We start from the raw sequence: 287 nt of genomic DNA, 5'->3' as shown, positions 1-287 counted from the left end.
TACCTTTAGCCATCAGGTCGCCTTTACCAGCAGCCATAGCTAACTCAGGGAACAACATCATCAGAACAGCAACCGGGATCACTGCACGAACCAGGCGAAGCATATTCAGACGAGTGAATTTAGAAAAAAACGATTTCTTTTTGACGGGCGCAGAAGCACCCTGAACACTTAAAACAGTATTCATATGATTCCTCTGATTAATATTGACAGATGAAAACTAAAGTTCTTTAAATGTTGATTCGTTCTCTTCGATCACCTCCCTGAATATTTCTTCATTATAGAAATCA

At 39.7% G+C, this 287-nt stretch carries 1 protein-coding gene; it reads right to left on the bottom strand.

Annotated elements, in window-relative coordinates; translation table 11 throughout:
• Nucleotides 1-184, bottom strand: a 184-nt coding sequence (locus LZP73_RS20495) for a type IV conjugative transfer system pilin TraA (protein WP_311062484.1), incomplete at its 3' end; no start/stop codon positions are given.
• Nucleotides 185-287 lie beyond the last annotated feature (103 nt).

It is taken from the genome of Shewanella sp. AS16, assembly GCF_021412365.1.
Classification (GTDB): domain Bacteria; phylum Pseudomonadota; class Gammaproteobacteria; order Enterobacterales; family Shewanellaceae; genus Shewanella; species Shewanella salipaludis.
Note: the sequence above shows the minus strand (reverse complement) of the source record. Positions and strands in the feature narration are given on the sequence as shown.